Consider the following 18,668-nt stretch of genomic DNA (forward strand, 5'->3'; position numbering starts at 1 on the left):
CATGTTGAAAGTTCTTCTCTCCCGGCTGGGGCAAGCCGCCCTCGTCATGCTTGTCGTCTCGGCGGTATCCTTCGTCATGTTCCGCTATGTAGGCGATCCCGTTGCGACGATGTCGCGTGAGAACGCGTCCGTGGAGGAAAAAGCGGAACTCCGCCGCTCGCTCGGCCTCGATCAGCCGCTGCTCGTCCAGTACGGGCGTTTCCTGACCCGAACCTTGAGGGGCGATCTGGGCATCAGCTACCGAAACCAACGCCCGGTCACGCAGCTCATCGCCGAGCGCCTCCCCGCGACGCTGGAACTCGTGATCGTCGCGACCGTTTTGTCGCTAGCCCTGGGCATTCCGCTTGGCGTTCTCTGCGCATTGAAGCCGAACGGCATGGCGGCGCGACTGGTTCAAGCCCTCTCCCTGGTGGGCATCTCGACGCCCACCTTCGTCACGGGCATTGTGCTCATTCTGGTCTTCGCCGTGACCCTCGGCTGGCTGCCCTCCTTCGGGCGCGGCCAGATCGTCAGCATCGGCTGGTGGTCGACGGGCTTTCTCACGGCGAGCGGACTGAAGTCGCTTCTCCTGCCCGGCATCACCCTGGCACTGTACCAGCTCACCCTCATCATGCGTCTGGTGCGCGCCGAGATGATCGACGTTCTTTCCAGCGACTACATCCGCTTCGCAAGGGCGCGCGGTCTTCCGAGCCGTTACATCCACTTCAGGCTTGCACTGCGCAACGCGTTGATGCCCGTCATCACCGTCACCGGCCTTCAAATCGGCTCTCTCATCGCCTTTGCCATCGTGACGGAAACCGTTTTCCAGTGGCCAGGCATGGGTCTTCTCTTCATACAGGCGGTCAGCTTCGTCGATATTCCTGTGATGGCCGCCTACCTGCTCTTCGTCGGCCTTCTCTTCGTTCTCATCAACACCGTGGTCGACATCCTTTACGCTGTGGTTGATCCCCGCCTGCGTGCGAGGTCCGCATGAAAACGCTCGCATCTTCCCCCGGCCTGTTATTTCGCCTGGGCGCGCCGGTCTCGGTAATCCTGGCCGCCATTCTGGTCATGATCCTCGTCACCTGCGCCCTCATGGCCTCATGGATCGCCCCTTATGATCCGACTGATCTCGCCTCCTTCGAGCTGATGAATGCTGAGCTGCCGCCCGCCTTTACGGCCGAAGGCGACACGCGCTTCCTCCTCGGCACTGACAATCAGGGCCGCGATCTCCTCTCGGCTATGCTCTATGGCGCGCGCGTATCCATCGCCATCGGCGGCGGAGCGGTTCTTCTAGCGGCCACGCTCGGCGTGACGCTGGGTCTTCTTGCCGGCTATTTCGGTGGACGCGTCGACGCCCTGATCATGCGCATCGCCGACGTGATCCTAAGCTTTCCCACCATCCTGCTTGCGCTTCTGGTGAGCGGCATCGCACGGGCAATCTTTCCTGGCGCGGCAACGGCGGAGTGGGCACCGATCATCCTGATCTGCGCCATCGCCATTCACGAATGGGTTCAATATGCCCGGACAGTGCGCGCGGCCGCGATGGTCGAGGCCGCGAAGGACTATGTCCGGGCCGCGAAGGTCATCGGCCTGCCGCCGTGGCGGATCATGCTGCGGCACATCTTGCCGAACGTGATGAGTCCCGTTCTCGTCATCTCCACCATAAACCTCGCGGCGGCTGTGCTCACCGAGGCGACCCTGTCCTTCCTCGGGGTGGGGATGCCGCCGACCTATCCCTCCCTCGGTACGCTCATCCGCATCGGCAATGAGTTCGTCTTTTCGGGTATCTGGTGGATCGCCCTCTTCCCGGCCCTGGCCCTCGTGATCCTCGTGCTGGCCGTTAATGTGGTCGGCGACTGGCTGCGCGACCGCTTCAACCCCAAACTGCGGGTGAAACGATGAAGGCGATTTCAACCCCTGTTCTTGCCGTCGACGGCCTGCGGGTCGAATATCCGCTCGCGAACGGCACGGTTTTCACTGCCGTCGAGAACGCGTCCCTTGTCATTCGCCCCGGCGAAATCCACGCACTCGTGGGCGAGTCGGGCGCAGGCAAGACCACCATCGGCAACACGGTGATGGGCCTTCTTGAGAGGCCCGGCCGCATTGCTGCGGGCAGCATCCACATCGAAGGCAAGCGGTTCGATCCGACCAAAGGCTCTGCAAAAGACGTGGTGCTCGGCCGCGATGTGGGAGCGGTTTTCCAGGACCCGATGACGAGCTTGAATCCGCTCTTTACCATTGAGAGCCAGCTCACCGAGGCAATGCGGTATCACCTGAGGCTGGATAAGGCCGCAGCCCGCACCCGCGCACTCGAACTGCTCCGGGCCGTCGGGATCCCGGAACCGGAACGGCGGCTCAAGGCCTATCCTCACCAGCTGTCCGGTGGCCAGAGGCAGCGCGTCGTCATCGCGGCGGCCCTGTCGTGCAATCCCCGCCTCATCGTCGCCGATGAGCCCACCACGGCCCTCGACGTGTCGGTTCAGGCGCAGATTCTTAAGCTCTTACGGAACCTGGCGGACGAGCGCGGTATCGGCATTCTGCTCGTCACCCACAACATGGGCGTCGTAGCGCAGATCGCCGATCGCGTGACGATCATGCATCGCGGCAAGGTGGTTGAAACTGGAACGACGGAAGAGGTTTTGCGCCGTCCTAAAGCGGATTACGCCAAGGCTCTGATCGGCGCTGTGCCGCGCATCGACCAGCGGCTCGACCGCTTTCCGGTTCTGGGCGAGGAAGGCAAGGGTCGCGCGGATGAGGCTCGCACGGAGCTGCGCGCAAGGGCGGAAGGCATGGATGAGGCACCAAGCGACGCGCCCATCCTGTCGGTCGAGAACCTATGCGTCGACTACATCACCAGCGGATGGCTGCCTGGTTCACGCGGCCATAGCTTCCGTGCGGTGGACAACGTCTCCTTCTCCGTGCACAGCGGCGAAGTGTTCGGCCTCGTAGGAGAGTCCGGCTGCGGCAAGACCACTATCGCCAATGTCGTGTCGGGTCTCGTGCGCCCCACTGCAGGCCGCGTGCTCTATCGCGGCCAGAGCATTGCCGGCGAAGGCGCGACCCGCCGGGTCGGGCCACTGCGACAGGCGATCCAGATGATCTTTCAGGACCCTTACTCCTCACTCAACAGCCGCATGCGCATCGGCTCGATCCTGTCCGAGCCTATTCTCTTCTACCGGCTCGCGAGCAGCCGCACAGAAGCGGAACGCGACGTTGCCCGCCTCATTGAAGCGGTGGGACTGGATGCAGATGCCGCCCAGCGCTTCCCTCATGCCTTCTCCGGCGGGCAGAAGCAGCGCCTTTCCATCGCTCGGGCGCTAGGTGCCAGACCCAGGCTCATCGTCTGCGATGAGCCGACATCCTCCCTCGACGTGTCGGTGCAGGCGCAGATCCTGAACTTGCTGAAGGACCTGCGCGACGCCACTGGCCTGACCCTCCTTCTGATCAGCCACGACCTCGCGGTGGTCCGCCAGATGTGCGACCGCGTGGCCGTGATGCGTCAGGGCATGCTCCTGGAGCAGGCGGACTCCGAAACCCTCTTCGATGCGCCGCAGCATGCGTATACGCAGGAGCTGCTATCGCTCGTTCCCACGCTCGACCGCATCCGCGGCGAAACCAAAGCCGCCTGACCGATTGGAGCTTATCCCATGGCTGACATCATCATCACCAACGGCATCGTCGTCACGATGAACCCGGAACGGCAGGTGATCGAGAACGGCGCGATCGTTATCGAGAAGGACAGGATCGTCGCCGTGGGCATCACCTCCGAAGTGATGGCGGCCCACCAAGCTCCCACTGTCATCGACGCCAGCCGCAAGATCGTCTTGCCGGGCCTTATCGACGGACATGCCCATGCAGGCCATGGCCTGATCAAAACCATGGGGGGCGGCGACAGCAACGCATGGTACGAGGCGTGCCACAAGGCCTATACGGTGGCCTCGACACCCGAATTCTGGCGCGCCGAGGCGCGGCTCGCGGCGCTTGAGCGTCTGCGCTTCGGCGTGACAACCGGTGTTTCCCTGCTAGGCGGCGGCGACACGATCCTGCGCACCGACGAGCCAATCTATGGCGACGCCCACTGCGAGGGCGTGCGCGAGGTCGGCACCCGCTCCGTGGTGGCGGTCGGCCCGACCCGCCCGCCGCACCCGCGTATCTATGCGCGCATCATCGACGGCAAAGCCGTGGAGCGCCCCGTCAGCTTCGAGGAGCAGTTCGAAACCTGCAAGTCGCTCATCCACACTTGGCACGGCAAGCATGGCGGGCGCCTCAACATTGCGCTCATCACGCCGACCCTGCGTGATGAACACCTCGCGGAGCTTGGGGCGGACAATCTTGAGGAGGCAAAGCGCCAGGCCCGGCTGACGGCGGCTCTCGCCCGCGAGGCCGGCCTCATCTTTACCCAGGACGGGCACACGAAGGGCAGCGTCGCCTATGCCAAGGAACTCGGGATTCTGGGGCCGAACGCTCTTCTATCGCACTCCACCGATCTCACCGAGGACGAAATCCGGATTGTGGCCGACACAGGTACCAGCATCGTCCACAATCCGAGCGCCATCGCATCGATCCTCGGGCGCTGTCCGGTGCCCGAGTTGCTGGAGGCGGGGGCCAATGTCTGCCTCGGATCGGACGCTACGGCGCCGGACCGCTCCGGCGACATGTTCAGACACATGCAGCAATGCATGCATTACCACCGGACCCACTTCAAGGATCCTACCTGGCTGCCGCCGGGTCGCGTACTGGAGATGTGCACCATCGACGGCGCCAAGGCGCTCGGGATGGAAAAGGACATCGGATCTCTGGAAGTCGGCAAGAAGGCGGACGTGGTGCTGCTCGACCTACGCCGTCCGCACCTCTACCCGCTCAACATGCCGGTTTTCCGGCTCATCTACTTCGCCAACGGCAACGACGTGGATACCGTGATCGTCGATGGCCGCATCGCCCTGCAGGGCCGCAAAGCCATGTTCGTCGATGAGGACGAGGTGCTCGATGACGCGCAACGCGAGACGGACGCGATGCTCGACCGAACCGGCTTCCGGTCCATGCTGGAGACGCCGAAAATGTTCTGGCGCCATGTGAGAGCAACTGACCAGATCGAAGCTTGATGGACCGGGGACGGCGGGCCCCATCCCGACCTCACGACCAACCACGCCAGCCGCCTCCACGCGGTTGGAAGGACAGGGTATGCTGACTGTACGCGACCGGAAGACGAATGAGGCGCAGGCGTTGCGCGCCAGCACGCAGGTCGGATCACTCCTCGCCGGCTTTGTCGTGGTCTGCGTCGTGGTAGCCGCGGTCAACCTGCGCCCTGCCCTAACCTCCACCGCGACCATGGTGGCCGAAATCCAGACGAGCCTGGGCCTCAGCGGCGTGTGGATCGGCGTTCTGACCACCATGCCTGTGCTCTGCTTCGGCGCGTTCGGGCCGCTCGCTCCCTTCCTGTCCGCCAAGCTGGGCCTCGAACGGGCCATCGCGGTTCTTCTCATGGGTCTTGCGGCGGGGCTTGCCCTCCGCGCCCTTCCGATGAGTCTCGCGCTGTTCACCGGCACCCTCGTTGCAGGAGCGGCCATCGGCATGGCAGGAGTGCTTCTGCCGGTGGTGATCCGCCGCCGCTTTCCCACGCGGCTCGGCCCGATGACGGGCCTATACACGATGATCCTGAGTGTCGGTGGGGCCAGTGCCGCGGGACTGACGCCCATTCTCGAACAGGCGTGGCGCTCCTGGACGCTCGCCCTTGCGAGTTGGAGTGCCCTCGCCTTCGCCGGCAGCATCATGTGGGCCACCCTTGCTTCAGTCGAGACTCCCTCCGCAGGCACAGCACGCCTGCCACGCTTCTCTCTTCTGATGCGCGACCGCTTGGCCTGGTCGGTCACGGCCTTCATGGGACTTCAAGCAGGTCTGGCGTTCATCGTTCTCGGCTGGCTGCCGACGCTGCTGCGCGACCGCGGGCTCGACGTGCTGGATGCGGGCGTCGTTACCTCCCTCTCGATCCTGTCGCAGACCGGGACCGCGCTGCTGGTGCCCTCGCTCGCGACACGGCGGGTATCACCGCGATTGCTGATCCTGGTGGTTCTGTTTGCCACCTGCACAGGCTTTCTCGGCCTGATCTATGCACCCCTCACGACGCGCCTCATGTGGGCGCTCGTCCTTGGCCTCGGCCAAGGCGGCCTGTTCGGCCTTGCACTTCTTTTCGTTTCGCTGCGCTCTCCGACACCTGAAGTGACGGCGATGCTGTCCGGAATGTCCCAAAGCTTCGGTTATCTCGGCGCGTCTCTATGCCCCTTTGCCGTCAGCGTGTTGCGCAGCAGCAACGACCCTTTCCTCGGGCCCGCCATAATGGTGGTCTCGATCACGGTGGGCTGCATCTGGTCCGGCCTCCGGGCGGCGGCTCCCGCATATGTGCTTCCCCATCTCAGGGAGGGCTGACGGAGGTGCCGCTTTCAGGTGTGGGCGGGTGCTGCATAGGCCGACACGTCCCTGGCCAGGATGCGACCAGCTCCCTTGGCGCCGACGATACGTCCGCCCTCGGCCACGACCTGACCGCGCAGCAGCGTCGTCACTGGCCAACCAGTGACCTCGAACCCTTCCCAGGGCGTATAGTCGGCTCCATGGTGGAGGATCTCCTGGCGAATGACCTCACGGCGGTTCGGGTCCCAGAGCACGATGTCTGCGTCGAAGCCGACGCCGATGGAGCCTTTGCGCGGATAGAGGCCATAGATCTTAGCGTGGTTGGTCGCAGTCAGTTCCACGAACCGGTTCAGGGAGATCCGCCCCTTGGAGACGCCCTCCGAGAAAAGTATGGGCAGACGTGTCTCGACGCCGGGAATGCCATTCGGCACCCAGCGGAAGGAAGTCTTGCCGTTCGGGTGGAGCTTTCCGGACGGACTGTCGTAGCGGAACGGGCAATGGTCTGACGAAAACGTCTGGAACACACCGCTGCGCAGCCCCTCCCAGATGGCCGCCTGACTCTCGGTATCCCGCGGCGGAGGCGAGCAGACGTATTTCGCGCCGCTCATGTCCATGTTCGGACCTTGCAGGTCCTCTGCGGTAAGCGTGATGTATTGCGGGCAGGTCTCGGCATAGACCTTGAGACCACGGGACTGCGCCCAGCGGATCTGCTCCATGGCCTCGCGGCCCGACACATGCACGATCATAATCGGCACGTCGACAAGTTCCGCATGGCTGATCGCCCGGTGCGTGGCTTCGCGCTCCACGCTCTCGGGGCGAGAAACCGCATGATAATAAGGGGCGGTCCGGCCCTCGCGTTCGAGACGCTCGGTCATGTAGCGGATGGCATCATATCCTTCCGCATGAACCATCACGAGGGCGCGCTCCCGACGCGCCACCTCGAACACATCGAGAAGCTCGCGGTCCTTCAGCACGAGATCATCGTAGGTCATGAAGACCTTGAACGACGTGTAGCCATCCTTGAGCAGCGCGGGGAGCTCCTGACCCAGAACCTCAGGCGTCGGATCGGACACGATCAGGTGGAACGCCGTGTCGACATAGCACTCGTTCTCGGCCTTCTGCCGATACTCCTCGACGCAGGCCCGCAAGGACGTGCCTCGCTGCTGCAGCGCGAAGGGAAGGATTGTGGTGTTGCCGCCGGCCGCAGCGGAGGCCGTGGCGGAGGCGAAATCGTCCGCCATCACCACTCCGGGACCGGAGGGCTGTGCAATGTGAACATGGCTGTCGATGCCGCCAGGGAGCACGAGAAGCCCAGCGGCGTTGATCTCGCGCCGGGCGCGTAGGTTCTCACCCAACGCGACGATGCGCTCGCCCCTGACGCCAACGTCACAGCGGAACGTGTCGGAGGCGGTGACAACGGTGCCACCCCGGATCGCGAGATCGAACTCCATCTTCGTCCTCCTCAGGCAAGCGCTCGGTCGAGGCTTCCGATCAGCCGGTCGACCTCCTCGGGTGTATTGTAGTGCACCATGGAGACACGCACCACGCCATTGCCGTCAGCAAGGCCCAAATGCTCAATCAAACGTCGGGAGTGGAAGTCGCCGAAGCGGATGCCGATCCGGTCGGCCTCGGTCGAGCGCACGATCTCGGCCGAGTCGCGTCCGTCAACCTTGAAGGCGATAGTCGGCACGCGACGATCCGTTGCGCTGTCGCGGCGCCCGATGATGCGCACATCGTTGCGGTCCCTCAGATAGCTGAGGAGCTTTTCTCCCAAGAGCGTCTCGTGCGCCGCGATCTTGTCGAAGGCACGGCCGATGGCGGCGCGGTCCCCGGTGACGCCACCGAGGGCATCAATGTAGTCCACGATGCCAGCCGAGCCCCAAGCGAGCTCATAGTTGGTGTTGCCTGGCTCAAGCTTCATCGGCACCTTATCGCGACCATAGAAGTAGTGATAGAGCCCATCGAGCTCGATCAGCTTCTCGTACTTGCCGTACATCACGGCGAAGTGCGGACCGTAGGTTTTGTAGAAGCTGAAGATATAATAGTCGACGTCGAGATCGCTCACGTCTACGGCCCGGTGAGGAGCATAGGCGACGGCGTCGACGACGATTTCTGCACCTCGCTCATGCACGCGGCGCGCGATCTCCTTGACCGGGTTGATGGTGCCCAGGATGTTTGAGGCGTGCGTCACCGCCACGAGCCGGGTCCGCTCGGTCATCAGGCGGTCGAGGTCATCCAGGTCGATCTCGTAGCTGTCGCGATCAATCGACCACTCCTTGATAACGATGCCGCGCTTCTCCAGGGAGCGCCACGGGCCAATATTCGACTCATGGTCAAAATTCGTGACGACGATCTCGTCACCGGGCTTGAGTCGGCTTTCCATGGCACGGGATAGGAACTGGGCGAGGACGGTGGTGGAGGGTCCCAAAACGATCTCCTCCGGCCGTCCTGCGCCGAGCAGCCGCGCGATCTTGGCGCGAGCCTCCATCAGTCGGCTTGTGGCCCGTTGCGAGTGCTCGTAGCTGGCGCCGGTCTGCACACTCGTGGTCAGGAGATAATCCGAAATTCGCTCAGCGACATTGCGCAGGACCAGGGAGCCTCCCGCATTATCAAAATAGGCGAACCCGTCCGCCAGAGCGGGAAACTGAGAGCGAACGAAGCCGAGATCGAGAGACATGGATACACCTATTCTGCGGGAGGTTGGGACGTGCCGACGACGAGCGGCTCGTGAAGGTGATGGAGAATGCAATCCCCGGAGGAGCCGCTTTCCCACATGAACATGAGAAAATCGCCGTCGGGGCCGATCGCCGCAATCGGAGCGTGCCAGAGGTTGCGGGCGTAGTTGACGCCCTCGCCCCGATGGCCGACGAACGCTTCGGCACGGTCGAGATCCGGCAGCCCCGCCCGGTCCTGCGGCGCGACGACAATCAGGAAGCACTCAGCCGACAGGGCCATGAACGCCTGCGATGACAGAGGATGCCGTTCGAAGGTCACGAGCCGCATCGGCAGCGGCCCACCGCGGGCCCGGTAAACCGCAAGCACGGGCTCGCCATCGGGTGATGTGTGATCGAAGCGGGTGTCGGTGTCGAAGCGCAGCGCCCGCCCATCATTAACCAGGCGGCTGCGGTTCGGGTCGAAGAACAGCACCTCGCCGAACGGGCTGAAGGCTGACGGCGTCAAGCGTTTGGGGAACAGGGTCTGCACGGATTCGTAAGCCTAGTGGGACAGGACGGCCTGAAGGAAGCTTCTGAGGCGCGGGTCACGCGGCGTGTTGAAGATTTCGTCGGGAGGCCCCTCCTCAACGATGCGTCCGCCGTCCATGAACACCACACGGTCGGCGACTTTGCGGGCGAACCCCATCTCGTGTGTCACGACGACCATGGTGACGCCGGTCTTGGCAAGTTGCTGCATGACATCCAGGACCTCGCCCACCATCTCCGGATCCAGCGCGGAGGTCGGCTCGTCGAAGAGCAGCACCTTCGGCTCCATGGCAAGCGCCCTCGCAATTCCGACACGCTGCTGCTGCCCGCCAGAGAGCTGCGCGGGGTATTTCGCCGCCTGATCCGCGAGCCCGACGCGGGCCAGAAGCCGCTCGGCGCGCTCCTCCGCTGCCACCCAGGACAGGCCGCGCACGCGGACGGGACCAAGCGCAACGTTGCGGAGCACGGTCATATGCGGAAAGAGGTTGAAGCTCTGGAACACCATGCCCACCTCGGTCAGCACGGCGCGCTTTCGGCCGCGGCCGACTTCCATCCCGTCAACGATGATCGTGCCGCCGTTGTGCTCCTCGAGTTGGTTGATGCAGCGGATCAGAGTGGACTTACCCGAGCCGGACGGACCGATGATGACGACGATCTCCCCCTCTCTTACGCTAAGATCGATGCTGTGCAGCGCCTGAAAAAGTCCGAACGACTTGGCGACATTCTTCATCTCGATAATCGGGCGCGTCATCGTCCCCTCACCGCAAGTCGTTTTTCGAAGACCCCGACAAGGCGAACGAGCGGCATCAGGATCAGGATGTAGATAATGGCCGCGCTGATGAGTGGGGTCGGATTCGCCGCCAGCGCCTGCGCCTGCGTCGCCTGCTTGAGCAGGTCCGGCATCGCCACTACGGACGCAAGAGCGGTATCCTTCATCACGTTGATGGAATTCGACGTGATCGGTGGAATGACGATCCGCAGCGCCTGCGGCAGTACCACGTCGCTCATGAGTCTCCAAGGGCTCAGGCCCAGGGCGTGAGCAGCCTCGAACTGGCCCTTCGGCACAGCCTCGATTCCGGCACGGAAGATCTCGGCGGAATAGGCGGCGGAGACAAGGCTCAGTGCCGATGCGGCCGCTCCGAAGGAGGAAAGCCGCAGCCCGACAAAGGGCAACGCGTAGTAGATGACGACGAGCAAGACCAGAATTGGGATAGAGCGGAAGACATCGATATAGGCGACGGCCACCTGCCGCAGGGGGGTCTTGGCGTAGAGCCGGACTAGGGCGAGAACCAGCCCGCCGATAAAGCCCAGGACGATGGCTGTGACTCCCAGAGTCAGCGTGGTGGTCAGGCCTGACAGGAGCAGGGGGAGAGTTTGGACGAAAACCTTCCAGTTCAGGAAGGTGTCGAAGATGGACATGACGGACAGCGCCTCGGCATTCGTGACCATGCCGAGCGCCTGGAACGCAAGTGCCAGACGCTCGGGCAGAGTTGCTCATCAGAGCTTGGGCATCTCCATGACCTTAACGGTCGTCGAATTCGGCTCCGCCTTGGCGCCGAACCACTTCTCGTGAATCTTCGCCAGGGTCCCGTCCTGCTTCATCTTCGAGATCTCGGCATTGACCTTTTCCGCCAACGGGCTGTTTTTCGCAAACATCATCGAATACTGCTCGCCAGTCGGGATGCGCTCCACCACCTGATACATCGGCTTGTCCTTGATGTAGTACTGGACGGCCGGGATGTCGCTGATGTAGCCATCGATGCGGCCCGCAGCGAGGTCGAGCATCGCCGGCGCCAAACCTTCGTAGCGGCGGATGTCGGAGAACTTGTATTTTTGTTGGTTCTGCGTCGACCACATATCACCGGTCGAGCCTGTGTCGACCGCGGCCACCTTGCCTGCCATGCTCTCCAGGTTCTTGACGCCCGCGTTAGCCCGCACCGCCAGCGACTGGTCGCTATCATAGTAAGGCTGGGCGAAGGACACCGACTCCAGGCGCTTCTTCGTGATGGTGATCGACGACACGGCGGCATCGACCTGACCTGACTGCACGGCAGCAAACAGCCCGTTGAACGGAATGTTCACAAAGGACACGTTCATGTTCAGGCGCTTGCCGACTTCCTTGGCGAGGTCGATCTCAAAGCCGACGATCTCGCCCTTTTCGTCCTGGAACTCCCAAGGAACGTTACCGACATTCGCTCCGACCTTCATGTCGGCGGCGGAGGCCGTGACCCCAGCCGACAGAGCCATCAGAGCGGTTAAGGTTGCGGCGAATGCGCCGCGTCGGATGAATTTCGCTGACATCTAATCCTCCATCTTGCGCGCCGGATCCATCGCCGGCGATCGATTCTCTGCTGCCGTCTGGTAGCCGGCTCCTTGAAAGCATGCACAGGCCGGCTGTAGGTTATATTGGCCAAACTGGTCTTACCAATCTGACCAGTTGATCGTGCAGACATCTTGGAGCATGGTCAAGGCAAATCGTGCAGTTTGGGGTAGTTCAAGCCAATGGGCCACAGAAGCGCGACCTGATACGTTATGAGCTTTCGACGTGTGGATAGGTGGGACAGCAGATGACAGGCGATCCAGTGAACCTGCCAGGATTGGAACTCGCCGACCGCACCCCTGTGCCGCGCGGCATCGTCGAGCATATCCAGCGCCTGATCCTGAAGGGTGGCCTCAAGGCCGGCCAGCGTCTTCCTTCCCAGCGAGAACTGGCGGAGCAACTCGGGGTCAGCCGGCCGTCGGTGCGTGAAGCGCTGACCGTGCTCGAGACCATGGGTCTCCTTACGGTGCGGGCAGGCAGCGGGGTGTTCGTTGCAAAAACCAATGCACGCCGGCCGCTCTGGCGCTACTCTGACCGATGCACGCCCGCCGATGTCTACGAGGCGCGCCTGGGACTGGAGGGTTACGCCGCCAGGCTCGCAGCCGCTCGCATCGACGAGCCCGCCAAGGAGCGCCTGAGACGCTGCACCGACGCCATGCACGAGGCGCTGAGGGCGGGCGACGTGATCAGCCTCGCCGTCAAGGACACGGAATTCCACGATCTCATCTTCGAGCTGTCCGGGAACCCTGTTCTTGCCGCTATGTATCGACCAGTCCGCGAGATGCTGGTCGAGAGCCAGCGGCTGCCCATGGCGCAGCTCGATCGCCTGAGTGAAACTGTGCGGGAGCATGAGGCCATTCTGAAGGGCATCACCAGCCAGGACCCCGACATGGCCGAAGACGCCATGCAAGGCCATATCCGCTCGGCGGCGGGCCGGTACGGCATCTCGCTCTGAGGAGTGCGCCGTCGTCGGCGTCGGAAGCGACCTTATCCTCGGCCCTAGCGCCCGTGACTGCACGGGTTAGCATCGAGTTTCTCAGGTGCTCACAAGGCGGTTTCAGTCGCTATGCCCGATGCAGCGGCCCAACCACTGACAATTCCGCCCGTTGTGATCAGGTGAATCATTGCCTTCGGCCCAGGAGCATGCTCCCGAAGGTCGCCTTCGGGTCAACAGCAAAGGGTCGCGACGTTGAACGCCGAAATGCTGGAATGGGCGGGCGGGGCAGAGACATCGAAAAACTTGCACGGCAATGGATCGATCGCCTGGGTCTGCGTCGCCTTCGAGACGGACGAGGATTCGCCCTATCATGAGAAGCGTCGGGACACAGATCTTCTACAGCCGGTACATCAAGACGATAATCTTCACTGTCGGCAAACGGCGCGTCTCAGAAATCACTGGCACGGATCTTCGACGCTGGCACAAGAACTGGACGGCCGCCCACGGCGAGCGCAGCGCCTATGCCTGCATCCAGACATTCCGCAGCGTGATCAGCTACGGGTGCGAGCTGGATGATGACTGCCTGAAACTGGCCCAGGTGTTGGAGCGAATGGAGTTCAAATCGCCCAAGCCCCGTAAGAAGCGGCCGACCTATGACCAGATCATCGCCTTCCGCGAAGCTGCCCATGAGGCCGGGCGCCCTTCCCTTGCTCTTGCTGTGACCCTCCAGTTCGATCTGGGGCTCCGTCAGAAGGACGTCATCGGGGAATGGGTTAAGCCCTCCCCTGACGCTCGCGAGAAGATCCAGGGGGCTATCACCGACGGAGCTTGGATCTGGGAATGGGGACTTACCTGGGGCCAGGTCGACAACGCCATGGTCATTAGGAAGCCGACCTCAAAGTCAAATGGGTCGGAGACGGCAGAGCACGATCTGAAGCTATATCCTGATCTGATTAACGAGCTCGCTAGCGTTCCGGCTGAGCGGCGGGTAGGCCCCGTCATCTTGGATGAGGGCTCAGGCAAACCCTGGAAGAAGTCCCACTTCAGCCGGACGTTCAGGAAGATCGCCCGCAAAGCAGGATGGCCGGACGACGTCTGGAACATGGACAGCCGCGCGGGAGCCGTCTCAGAGGCCTTTGAAGCCGGTGCACAGGCAGAAGATGTCATGAAAGCCGCCTCCCATACCCAACTCAGCACGACCATGCGATACAACCGAGGTAAGATCGTTCAGACCAGCCGAGTAGCTGAGCTGCGGGTCGTGAGGCGTAATAAAAGGACTGATGAAGCATGACCGAAACGGCAAATGATCACACTCAGGTGCAAGCGATTGAGGACGCACTGCACACTCTTCTCACCGCTATCGAAAAAGCAAAGGATCGTTTCCCTCCTGCTCCTGGAAAGTCGATGACGATGGCCGAAATTGTAGATCTCGGTTGGGAGGGGAATGAGCTTAACAGCCTCCTTAGGGATCCGGTAGGGCGAGGCCTTCGCTCCTCAATCTCCGATCTTGGGCAGCACCTATTCCGGCTCTTGGGCAACACTGAACGGATGCGCGTTGTGCTCGACCGGGTAGCTGGGCGCAACCCTGAAAACTTCTCTCACCGAGTCTCAATCATGGACCATTGTTGGGATGGTGTGGGCAGCGAGCATGATACGTGGCTCGCGTGACAGGAAACCGTTCTCGAACAGCTCTGGCAAAACCAAAAGCGGCGCCAAAGCGCCGCTGATCAACCTTCATCCTGCTGTGTCAGCGGGGTGGTGGACGCATCATCGATCTTTCCACCTGCTTGCTGAAAGTAGCTGGTCAGCTGCTTGGCCAGCAGATTTTCCAGCAACTCCTCCATCACTGAAAGATCGATACGATCCTGCGACCACGCTTCATCAGCGGCGTCGAGCGCACTAAAATAAGGCTGCCGATTTTCGACGATCAGATCTGGGATTGTTGGGGTTCCAGGCGGAATCCCACCTGCCCTGATTGAGAGCACCACGTATGACAAGATCCGGGAGGTTCGCCCGTTTCCATCCGCAAACGGATGGATCCAGTTCAGGCGCCACATAATGTATGCGGCCAGATGAAGTGGCGTCGACCGTTCCCAGTTCTCATTAACATAATCGCACATCCCCTCGACCAGCTCGGGCACGAGGTGCGCATCCGTTGGGGGTGCTTACTGCCGGTGATCTCAACACCGCCCGGACGAAAGTTACCAGCATACTGGCTGATGCCGCGTAGTGCTTCGCGCTGCAATGCCAACACTAATGAAAGACGAAGCTTGAAACCACCGCGTTCCAGCGCCGTGAGAACGGTTTGGACACCGTAGTCGTACTGCTGAAGCCCATTCCGGGCCTCAGCTTGTGCCTTTTCTATCGGATCTTTGATAAGCTCGGGTTCGTGCGCGAAACTATCCCGTTTCTCAATCCCGCCGCTCATTCTTTTCCCTCGCAAGCTTCTCGGCTTGTTCGTCTACCATCTCGCGAGTGATCCGGTTGTTCTCGAAATGAGTGTTGCCGTATGCAAAGCTGCGCCGCTGTTCTTCGCGGTGCTCCGGAGAAGGCTGCACTTTCCTGGCCTTCTCAAGAAGAGCTTCTAGCGCATTGGTCATCCTACCCTCCTGGAGCATCGAAAAACTAAACTTATAGGTCTCACCAATCGAGGAAAGTGAGACTCTTGGAGAACCCCTACCGAGCTAAGCTGTTCCGTGGCTCTCATCCGGGTTGTTAGGCTTGGCCGTAAGAGGCCGCAATGATTCTTTATCACCGCGATCGTGCCAATCTAGATTTAAGGTAACCGAACGGGCCGAGCACTCCGGCTTCAGAAACAGCACCAGGACAAGCACGGTAACATCAGAGACATTGCCCTAAAGTCATCGAACCTCAACCCTTTGATATATAAGGAAAATAAGTGGTGCCCAGGGGCGGAATCGAACCACCGACACTGCGATTTTCAGTCGCATGCTCTACCAACTGAGCTACCTGGGCATCCGATGCGCGGCGAAGCCGTGCGCGTCGTGGAGGGGTGTATAGTCAGACAGAGACCCTATGTCCAGCGGGTCGGACGAGAAAAATTGCACCCGGGTTTTCAGGATCACGCCTCCCGGTCGCCCTCGTCCGGATCGTCCGGCTCGCTCTCGACGACAGGAATGGCGTAGGTGCCGGAGAGCCAGCGGTTCAAGTCCACGTCGGAGCAGCGTCGGGAGCAGAACGGCCGGTACTGGGTTTCAGCGGGCTTGCCGCAGATCGGGCACTTGCCGGACGAAGCCATGGGCTTGTTCTCGTTGGCAGCATTCATCCCTCGACTCCTTTCTCTCACAAGGGGCAACATGGTTTCTGACCTGCCTCAGCACAAGGCGGCGACAGGGTGATGGGGAGATAGCTTCAGGCTGCCTCGAGCCAGGAGAGGCGGACGGGATAGCCCTCCCCGTCCAGAAGGGCGGCCGCCTCGTAGAGGGGCAACCCGACCACGTTCGTATAGGAGCCGACGAGCTTGACCACGAAAGTGCCGGCGAGCCCCTGAATGGCATAGCCGCCGGCCTTGCCGCGCCATTCGCCCGAGGCGAGATAGCGCTCGAACTCGTCCCGGGACAGGCGCTTGAAGCGCACCCGGGTCTCCACGAGGCGCTCGCGGATCCCATCCTTGGGCGTGATCAGGCAGAGCGAGGTGTATACTCTATGGGCGCGGCCGGAGAGCAGGCGCAGGCAGGCCGCCGCCTCGTCCACCAGCTCGGCCTTCGGGAGCACACGCCGGCCTACGACAACCACCGTGTCTGCGGAGAGGATATAGGAATCCCTCAAATCCTCCCGCGTGCGGGCCACCTTCCGCGCCACCTCCGCCTTGGAGCGGGCCAGGCGCTTGGCGAGTTCCTTCGCACCCTCGTTCTTCAGGGGCGCCTCGTCGACGTCGGCCGGCAGGAGGGCGTCGGGCTCGATGCCCGCCTGCTGCAGGAGAGCGAGCCTGCGGGGCGAGGCGGACGCGAGAATGAGCTTCGAACGGGCGCTGGAATTCGACACCTCGGAAGACGACGCCACTTTTCTCTCCACGCTCTGGGGTCGTGCAGACCCCTCAAGAACACTCACAAGGGCATAAGGCTGCGCCTGGTGACAACATGGCACCAGAAGGGTTTGGATCAAGCGGCAGGCGGCTCCGGCTCCGAGACGGCCGGCTGAGGCTGTACCGGCTGGGGCTGCGCCGCCGCCTGTGCGGCATGGGCGCGGTCGAGCTGGCGATAGCGCATGACGCTCAAGGGGATGGAGCCGAGGAACAGCACCGTGAGGACGGTGAGCATCTCCCAGGGGAAGTTAGCCAACAGCCCGAAGACCGCAGCCGACAGGACGAAGATCGGCAGAACCCAATGGCGGGGCACCTTCAGGCCGATGGTCTTGCCGGAATAGACCGGAATGGTGGACACCATCAGGAAGGCGAGCCCCAGCAGATAAACGAGCGCGATCGAAGCGGCGGCGGGGCCCATCGAGACGCCCAGGAACGAGAGATAGAGGGGCAGCATCGAGGTCAGCGCGCCGGCGGGAGCGGGCATGCCGGTGAAGAAGTTCTTCTTCCACTCGGGCCTGTGGGGATCGTCGAGCATCACGTTGAAGCGGGCAAGACGCAGGACCATCGCAATGGCGAAGACCAGCACCGCGATCCACCCGACCGCCTTCAAGTCCTTCAGCAGGAAGCTGTAGAGCATGAGAGCCGGCGTCACGCCGAAATTGACGAAATCGGCCAGGGAGTCGAGCTCCGCGCCGAAGCGCGACGTGCCCTTCAGCAGACGGGCCACCCTCCCATCGACCCCATCCAGCAGCGCGGCCACCACGATGGCGACGACAGCAGGTTCGTAACGTCCCTCGAACGCCAGCCGGATCGCCGTCAATCCGAGGCACAGGGCGATCAGGGTGATGATGTTGGGGACGATGACCCGAACCGGAACCGGCTTGAAGAGCCGCTTGCGCGGCTCGTTCGGGTCGGGGGCGAAGGGGGGGAAAAGATCGCTCATGCCATGACATCTAGGGGGTGCCGGCGTCACCGGCAACCTGAACTATCCGACCCGGTACTGACGGGCAGGCTCGTTCGCCGTCAGGTCCGCGAGCACGGTCTCGCCCGCGACCGCCGTCTGGCCGAGGCCGACGAGGACCTGGGCGTCGAGCGGCACGAAGATGTCGAGGCGCGAGCCGAACCGGATCAGGCCGAAGCGCTCGCCGGTGCTCAAATGGTCGCCGATCTTCACGAAGGAAACGATGCGGCGCGCCACGAGGCCCGCGATCTGGACGACGCCGATCTTCGTGTTCGCCGTCTCGATGACGAGGGCGTTGCGCTCGTTGTCCTCGCTGGCCTTGTCGAGCTCGGCATTGAGGAAGAGGCCTGGCGTGTAGAGGATCTGGGTGATCCGCCCCGTGACCGGCGCGCGGTTCACGTGGCAGTCGAACACATTCATGAACACCGAGATGCGGGTCATGGGCTCGGGCGGCAGGTCGAGCTCGGCCGGGGGTACGGCGGTGGTGATCAGGTTCACGCGTCCGTCGGCGGGGGAGACGACGAGGCCCTCCCGGAGGGGCGTGACCCGCGGCGGGTCGCGGAAGAAGTAGCAGACCCAGACGGTCAGGATCGCGCCGATCCAGCCGAGCGGCGACCAGAGCCACGCCAGCACGATCGTCGCAAACAGCGCGATCAGGATGAAGGGATAGCCCTCCTTGTGGATCGGCACGAAGATGCGGCGCATCGATTCCAGGATATCGGTCATATTTTCTCAAGCCTTAAGAGCGCCAGCGCATCGTGCGGACCCAGCGGGCCACGTCAGTGAAAAGTGGTCCCGGTTTTCCGCGCTCAACGATG

Annotated in this window: 20 protein-coding genes and 1 tRNA gene; 8 read left to right on the forward strand and 13 right to left on the reverse strand. The window is 62.5% G+C overall.

The annotated features are described in order from the left end of the window. The first annotated feature begins 1 nt into the window (after position 1). From ILT44_RS12775 to ILT44_RS12795, 5 genes are all read left to right on the forward strand, one after another. Positions 2–973, forward strand: coding sequence for an ABC transporter permease (locus ILT44_RS12775; RefSeq protein WP_204239971.1), 972 nt, complete (start codon positions 2–4; stop codon positions 971–973). Beyond that, entirely contained in the window at positions 970–1,884 is a 915-nt protein-coding gene (locus ILT44_RS12780; RefSeq protein ID WP_204239972.1) for an ABC transporter permease, read from the forward strand. The genes ILT44_RS12775 and ILT44_RS12780 overlap by 4 nt, the downstream gene beginning before the upstream one ends. Continuing rightward, positions 1,881–3,611, forward strand: coding sequence for a dipeptide ABC transporter ATP-binding protein (locus ILT44_RS12785; RefSeq protein ID WP_204239973.1), 1,731 nt, complete (start codon positions 1,881–1,883; stop codon positions 3,609–3,611). Before ILT44_RS12780 ends, ILT44_RS12785 begins: the two co-directional genes overlap by 4 nt. Positions 3,612–3,629: 18 nt before the next feature. Then, entirely contained in the window at positions 3,630–5,084 is a 1,455-nt protein-coding gene (locus ILT44_RS12790; RefSeq protein ID WP_204239974.1) for an amidohydrolase family protein, read from the forward strand. A gap of 79 nt (positions 5,085–5,163) precedes the next feature. Next, a complete protein-coding gene (locus ILT44_RS12795; RefSeq protein ID WP_204239975.1) occupies positions 5,164–6,405 on the forward strand; it encodes an MFS transporter in 1,242 nt (413 codons plus the stop codon). Positions 6,406–6,419: 14 nt separating this feature from the next. On the opposite strand, the gene hydA is transcribed toward ILT44_RS12795, so the two are convergent. The 6 genes from hydA to ILT44_RS12825 all read right to left on the reverse strand — a co-directional run bounded on the left by hydA (position 6,420) and on the right by ILT44_RS12825 (position 11,888). After that, the gene (hydA, locus tag ILT44_RS12800) at positions 6,420–7,838 is read right to left on the reverse strand and encodes a dihydropyrimidinase (protein ID WP_204239976.1); all 1,419 of its coding nucleotides are present in this window, start codon (positions 7,836–7,838) and stop codon (positions 6,420–6,422) included. 11 nt (positions 7,839–7,849) lie between these two features. Further along, positions 7,850–9,064: a cysteine desulfurase-like protein gene (locus ILT44_RS12805; RefSeq protein WP_204239977.1), complete on the reverse strand. Its 1,215-nt coding sequence runs from the start codon at positions 9,062–9,064 to the stop codon at positions 7,850–7,852. A gap of 8 nt (positions 9,065–9,072) precedes the next feature. Next, entirely contained in the window at positions 9,073–9,591 is a 519-nt protein-coding gene (locus ILT44_RS12810; RefSeq protein WP_204239978.1) for an ureidoglycolate lyase, read from the reverse strand. Positions 9,592–9,603: 12 nt separating this feature from the next. Beyond that, a complete protein-coding gene (locus tag ILT44_RS12815) occupies positions 9,604–10,338 on the reverse strand; it encodes an amino acid ABC transporter ATP-binding protein (protein ID WP_239468174.1) in 735 nt (244 codons plus the stop codon). After that, entirely contained in the window at positions 10,335–11,006 is a 672-nt protein-coding gene (locus ILT44_RS12820) for an amino acid ABC transporter permease (protein ID WP_239468186.1), read from the reverse strand. The genes ILT44_RS12815 and ILT44_RS12820 overlap by 4 nt, the downstream gene beginning before the upstream one ends. Positions 11,007–11,084: 78 nt before the next feature. Then, complete coding sequence (locus tag ILT44_RS12825; RefSeq protein ID WP_204239980.1) at positions 11,085–11,888, reverse strand: transporter substrate-binding domain-containing protein; 804 nt, start codon at positions 11,886–11,888, stop codon at positions 11,085–11,087. A 266-nt stretch (positions 11,889–12,154) separates the two neighbouring features. Between ILT44_RS12825 and ILT44_RS12830 the strand changes: the two genes are divergently transcribed. The 3 genes from ILT44_RS12830 to ILT44_RS12840 all read left to right on the forward strand — a co-directional run bounded on the left by ILT44_RS12830 (position 12,155) and on the right by ILT44_RS12840 (position 14,512). After that, positions 12,155–12,862 carry a FadR/GntR family transcriptional regulator gene (locus tag ILT44_RS12830; RefSeq protein ID WP_204239981.1) on the forward strand — a complete coding sequence of 236 codons (708 nt, stop codon included), beginning with the start codon at positions 12,155–12,157 and terminating at the stop codon, positions 12,860–12,862. A gap of 352 nt (positions 12,863–13,214) precedes the next feature. Continuing rightward, entirely contained in the window at positions 13,215–14,135 is a 921-nt protein-coding gene (locus ILT44_RS12835; RefSeq protein ID WP_204239982.1) for a site-specific integrase, read from the forward strand. Continuing rightward, entirely contained in the window at positions 14,132–14,512 is a 381-nt protein-coding gene (locus tag ILT44_RS12840; RefSeq protein ID WP_204239983.1) for a hypothetical protein, read from the forward strand. Before ILT44_RS12835 ends, ILT44_RS12840 begins: the two co-directional genes overlap by 4 nt. 59 nt (positions 14,513–14,571) lie before the next feature. On the opposite strand, the gene ILT44_RS12845 is transcribed toward ILT44_RS12840, so the two are convergent. From ILT44_RS12845 to ILT44_RS12875, 7 genes are all read right to left on the reverse strand, one after another. Beyond that, complete coding sequence (locus tag ILT44_RS12845) at positions 14,572–14,985, reverse strand: Fic family protein (protein WP_204239984.1); 414 nt, start codon at positions 14,983–14,985, stop codon at positions 14,572–14,574. A gap of 270 nt (positions 14,986–15,255) precedes the next feature. Continuing rightward, positions 15,256–15,444, reverse strand: coding sequence for a hypothetical protein (locus ILT44_RS12850; RefSeq protein WP_204239985.1), 189 nt, complete (start codon positions 15,442–15,444; stop codon positions 15,256–15,258). A gap of 300 nt (positions 15,445–15,744) precedes the next feature. Beyond that, positions 15,745–15,820: transfer RNA gene (locus ILT44_RS12855), tRNA-Phe, on the reverse strand. Positions 15,821–15,926: 106 nt separating this feature from the next. After that, positions 15,927–16,130, reverse strand: coding sequence for a DNA gyrase inhibitor YacG (gene yacG / locus ILT44_RS12860; protein ID WP_204239986.1), 204 nt, complete (start codon positions 16,128–16,130; stop codon positions 15,927–15,929). An 86-nt stretch (positions 16,131–16,216) separates the two neighbouring features. Next, a complete protein-coding gene (locus tag ILT44_RS12865) occupies positions 16,217–16,867 on the reverse strand; it encodes a Maf-like protein (protein ID WP_307826479.1) in 651 nt (216 codons plus the stop codon). A 98-nt stretch (positions 16,868–16,965) separates the two neighbouring features. Then, entirely contained in the window at positions 16,966–17,832 is an 867-nt protein-coding gene (locus tag ILT44_RS12870) for a CDP-alcohol phosphatidyltransferase family protein (protein ID WP_204239987.1), read from the reverse strand. A 42-nt stretch (positions 17,833–17,874) separates the two neighbouring features. Then, positions 17,875–18,576, reverse strand: a complete 702-nt coding sequence (locus ILT44_RS12875; protein WP_239468176.1) for a phosphatidylserine decarboxylase — start codon at positions 18,574–18,576, stop codon at positions 17,875–17,877. Positions 18,577–18,668 lie beyond the last annotated feature (92 nt).

The sequence above is a fragment of the Microvirga arvi genome (assembly GCF_016892765.1).
Lineage (GTDB): Bacteria > Pseudomonadota > Alphaproteobacteria > Rhizobiales > Beijerinckiaceae > Microvirga > Microvirga arvi.